The sequence below is a fragment of the Deferrisoma sp. genome, from assembly GCF_054681715.1.
In genome coordinates this window covers 1-4911 of sequence record NZ_BAAHFQ010000198.1, presented here as the reverse complement: position 1 = coordinate 4911, position 4911 = coordinate 1, and the positions used below count along the sequence as shown (strand labels likewise).

The 4911-nt window shown below is 66.9% G+C and carries 5 protein-coding genes; all 5 read right to left on the bottom strand.

Annotated features, from left to right (window positions below):
• Positions 1-1467: AMP-binding protein (locus tag ACY0I8_RS16365; RefSeq protein ID WP_461395601.1), on the bottom strand; the 1467-nt coding region annotated here is incomplete at its 3' end.
• A gap of 19 nt (positions 1468-1486) precedes the next feature.
• On the bottom strand, positions 1487-2800 hold the full coding sequence (locus ACY0I8_RS16360) for a TRAP transporter large permease (RefSeq protein WP_461395600.1): 1314 nt from the start codon (positions 2798-2800) through the stop codon (positions 1487-1489).
• Entirely contained in the window at positions 2793-3374 is a 582-nt protein-coding gene (locus tag ACY0I8_RS16355) for a TRAP transporter small permease subunit (protein ID WP_461395599.1), read from the bottom strand. Before ACY0I8_RS16355 ends, ACY0I8_RS16360 begins: the two co-directional genes overlap by 8 nt.
• 57 nt (positions 3375-3431) lie before the next feature.
• The gene (gene dctP / locus ACY0I8_RS16350) at positions 3432-4448 is read right to left on the bottom strand and encodes a TRAP transporter substrate-binding protein DctP (protein WP_461395598.1); all 1017 of its coding nucleotides are present in this window, start codon (positions 4446-4448) and stop codon (positions 3432-3434) included.
• A 48-nt stretch (positions 4449-4496) separates the two neighbouring features.
• On the bottom strand, positions 4497-4911 hold a 415-nt coding region (locus ACY0I8_RS16345), incomplete at its 5' end, for a GntR family transcriptional regulator (protein WP_461395597.1).

Genomic DNA, 4911 nt, shown 5'->3' with positions numbered 1-4911 from the left:
CTCTTCGGCGAGGAACACCTGCTTGGGGCACTTGTAGCCGGCGAGTCTCGCTTTGCACAGGGCGATGAGTTCCTCCGGCGCCGGTGGGGGGACGTCCGGCTTCGGGACCACCACGGCGATCACCCGCTCCCCGAACTCCTCATTGGGCACCCCCACCACGGCGCACTCCCGCACGGCCGGGTGGGTCTCGAGCACGAGTTCCACCTCCTTGGGGTACACGTTGTACCCGCCGGTGATGATGAGCTCCTTGGCCCGTCCCTTGAGGTACAGCCGCCCCCCGTCCCCGGGGTCTTGGTAGCCCAGGTCGCCCGAGCGCAGCCATCCGTCCACCAGGGCCTCCCGGGTCTTTTCGGGCATCCGCCAATATCCCTTGAACACGTTGGGGCCCTGGACCCAGACCTCCCCGATCTGGCCCGGGGGCACGTCGCGACCCCGGTCGTCGCAGACCCGGATCGCGACGCTCGGCAGCGGGTAGCCGACGCTCCCCGGGATCCGGCGCTCGGGCTCGTAGGGGTTCGAGGCGATCATGCCGGCCTCGGTCATCCCGTAGCGCTCCAGGATCCGGTGTCCGGTGGCCGCCTCGAACCGGCGGAACAGGTTCTCGGAAAGGGGGGCCGAGCCCGAGATGAACACCCGCACGGTCGAGAGGTCGGGCTTTCGGGTCCGGCGGTCCCACTCGGCCATGAGCCGCTGGTAGATGGTGGGGACGGCCATGAGCAGGGTGCAGCGGTCGGCCTCGATGGCGTCCCAGGCGCGGGCCGGGTCGAACCGCTCGTGCATCACCATGGTCGCCCCGGCGTGGAGGGCGCCCTGGGCGGCCACCATGAGGCCGTGGACGTGGAACAGCGGAAGCACGTGCAAAAGCACGTCGCTCTCGCTCCACCGCCAGATCTCGTGGAGGTCGAGAAGGTTCGACACGAGATTCCGGTGGGTGATCATGGCGCCCTTCGACCGGCCCGTGGTCCCGGAGGTGTAGCAGATCACCGCCACGTCGTCGTCACCCGCGGGGTACGCCGGCCGGAACGACCCAGGCACCCGGCCGAGCGCCGCGGGAAGGGGCTGGGCCCACGAGGGCCCCTCGGGGTCCACGCAAACCGGCTTCGTCCCGGGCAGATCCCGGAGCACCTCTTCCGCACGGAGCAAGCGTTCCGGATCGGACACGAAGAGCGCGCTCTCCGAGTCCCGGAGAAAGTAATCGACCTCCTCGGGCCTGTATTCGGCGTTGAGGGGCAGGGTGATCGCCCCCAGGGAGAGGACGCCGAGATGGAGGTAGAGGAAGTCGAGCCGTTTGGGGAGTTGTAGGGCCACCCGATCCCCCGGCCGGACCCCAAGGTCGGCGAGCGCGCCGGCGTGGAGCCGCACGGCCTCCCAGAACTGTCCGTAGGTCACGGGCCGCCCCTCGAACCGCACGGCAATCTTCTCCGGATCCCGCGCTCCCACCTCGGCCAAGAGTTTTGCGAGGTTCATGAACGGTCGCCTCCCGGTATCAGCCGATCATCTGGTTGGGGAGCCAGAGCGCCAGTTGTGGAAACGCCGCCACGAGCCCGATGACGACGAGTTCGATGATCACGAACGGTAGCACGCCCCACAGCACCTGCGACAGGGGCACGTCGGGGGCGATGCCCTTGACGATGTAGAGGTTGAGGCCCACCGGCGGGGTCACGAGCCCGATCTCCAGGTTCACGGTCATGATCACCGCGAACCACACGGGGTCCCACCCCAGCCCCTCCACGACCGGAAGGAGCATGGGGGCCACCATGAGGATCACCGCGGCCGGGGGGATGAAGAACCCGAGGATCAACAGAAGCACGTTGATCAGGACGAAGATGCCCCATTTCCCCAGCGGCAGCCCCAGGAGCATCTCGGCCAGGGATTGGGTGACGTAGAGGTACGAGCACACCCAGCTGAACACCAGGGCCGCGGCCATGATCATCAGGATCATGGAGCTATCGTTCAACGCCTTGAGCAGAATGTCCCTCCACTCGGCCCAGCCCCGGATCCGGTAGAGCACGGCCACGGTGAGGCAGGAGAGCACCGCCCCCACCCCGGCCGCCTCGCTCGGGGTGGCCCAACCGCCGTACAGGGAGCCCATGATGCCGAAAATGATGAATAGAAACGGGAGCACCCGGGGGAGGTATTCGATCTTCTCCCTGAGGGTGAAGTGCTCCTCCTCCCTTCGGGGCCCCTGGGGCTTTCGGGCGACGAACCGGAAGTAGAATCCCACCCAGACGCAACTCAGGACCACCTCCAGGAGGCCCGGCACGATGCCGGCGATGAAGCATTTTCCGATGGAGGTTTCGGTGGCCACCCCGTACAGGATCATGGTGATGCTGGGCGGGATCAGGATGCCAAAGGTTCCGGCGTGGGCAATGAGCCCGCAGGCGAGGCTGGCCGGATATCCCCTGCGGCGCATCTCGGGAATCCCGATGCCCCCGATGGCTGCGGCTGTGGCCGGGCTCGAGCCGCACAGGGCGGCGAAGATGCCCGAGGCGATCATGGTGCTGATCCCAAGTCCTCCGGGTAGCTTGTGCATCCAGCGGTGCAGGGCCTCGTAGAGATCGCGGCTGGCCCGGGACGCGGCGATGGGGGCGCTCAGCAGGATGAACAGGGGGATGGCAAGGAGCGCGAAGCTGTCCATGCTGTCGTGGAACACGTGGGGCAGGGTGGTGAGGAGGTGGGGTTCGAGGAGCACCACGCAGGCCACCGACACCGCGGCGAGTCCGGCCCAGATGGGAATCCCCGAAAGGAGGACGACCAGCGCCCCGCCGAACACGAGAAGCCCGAGGACCCGCTCATCCATGGCCATCCCCTCCGGGAATCTCGATCTCCTTGAGTTCGGCCCGGGCCACCTCCCGGGTGTACTCCCCCCGACGAAATGCCCGGATCCTCCGGCCCAGGGTCACCAGGTGCTGGAGAAAGAGGAGCGTCATGCCGGCCGGAAGGAAAAGGTACGGGATCCACAGGGGCGGACCCCAAAGGGATTCACTGTGGTCGTTTCGCACCCAGGCCTCCCACCACATGGGCCAGGCGTACCAGGCGATCAGGGCGCACAGGGCGGCGCCCAGCGCCGCCGCGCCGATCAGCACGAGTTCCCGGGCTCGGGGGGGGAGGTACACGATGAGGAGGTCCACATTGAGATGGCCCTCCCGGCTCTGGGTGTACGCGGATCCCACGAAGCAAGCGTACATCAGGAGAAACACCGCCATCTCGATCTGCCAGACGGTGGACCATCCGAGCACCTTCCGGATGATCACACCCTCGGTCACGATGAAGGCCGCGGCCAGGAGGGCGGCCGCCCCGATCCACCCCGTGACCCGGCTGAGCCCCTCGATGGCCCGTTCGACCCGGCCCCACATCCCTGAGGCATAGTCCATGGCGCGCCTCCGACCCGGAGTGGGGGAGCCCGCCAGGGCGGGCTCCCCCAGCACCGTCTACTCCATGGCTTCCAGGGCAAGTTTCAGGAGTTCGGCCCCGCCCGGCACATCGGTTTCATAGCTCTTCCAGGCGGTCTTTTTGGCGAACGCCAGCCACTCGTCGAACTCCGCCTTGGTCATGAAGTGCACCTCGGCGCCGGCGGCCTTGAACTTTTCGGCCAGCACGTCCTTGGCCTTGGAAAACTCGGGCAGCACCCAGTCCTTCTCCATTTCGAGCGCCACCTCCTGGAACACCTTTTGTTGCTCGGGGCTCAGCCGGTTCCAGGTTTTCAGCGACATAATGAGGGGTTCCGCCATGAACCAGATGGCGTAGTCGCGGGGCGCGTTCATGTATTTGAGCTGCTCGTAGAGTCGGTACGACACGAACGAGGCCGACGAAGTGAGGCAGGCGTTCAGCACCCCGGTCGAGAGCGCGTGGTAGAGTTCGGACGAGGGCATGCTGGTGATGGAGGCGCCGGCCTCCCGGAGCATGTACTCGAACTTCTTGCCGGCGGCGCGCATCTTGAGCCCCTTCACGTCGGCTGGCACCCGGACCTGTCGCACGGTGCTCCCGATCCCGCCGTCCAGCCACGCCCAGATCAGCAGCTTGATCCCGTTCTCCTCCAGGAGTTTCTCGATGCGCTTGCCGATGGGTTTGTGGCGCCAACTCATGGCCTGTTCCATGCTGGTGACGGCACAGGGCATCAGGGTGATGGAGAGTTGCGGCACCTTGCCGGAGGCGTAGTCGAGCGGAAACACGCTCATGTCCAGCGCGCCGTCTCGCATGGCGTCCCACTGGGCCTTGGGCTTGTAGAGGGACTTCGCGGGGTACACCCGGATGTCCACCCCGCCGCCGAGCCTCTCGTTCACCCGCTCGGCGAACACCCGCACAAGCCGGTCCCGTACGTCGCCCTCGGCGAACTGGTGCGACGCCTTGAGCCGGAGCTTGGCATGGGATGGGAGTGCCCCTAAGGCGAGAAGACCGAGAACACACACCACCGCCACGATCCGACCGTTCCAACGTGCCCTTGTCATGGTGAACCTCCTTTCGCCGTGCGCGCGGCTCGAAACGAGGGGATGCGGTTAGCCCGGATCGGGTCCCGTGTCTGCCCGGGGGGCGTCCCGTTCAAAGAGGCTGACGAGGGCCTCGCACTGGTTGAGGAGGTGTTCGCGCATGGCCGCCTCGGCCGCGGGCCCGTCACGGGCCTCGAGGGCCTCCATCAGGCGGCGGTGTTCCTCGATGGACTCTCGGAACCGCGAGGGTTGGTACAGCTGGCGGTACCGGTAGAGGAACAGCTTGTGCCGGAGGCCCCGCAGCACGGTGTCGAGGGTGCGGTTGCCGGAAAGTTCCTGGAGTAGCGTGTGGAAGGCGTGGTTCGTCTGGATGTAGCCCTCGTGGTCCCGACGGGCGAAATGCCTCTCCAGGCCGTCGTGGAGCTTTCGGAGCCGTCGGAGGTCGGCGTCGGAAGCCCGTTCGCAGGCCCACCGGGCGCAAGTG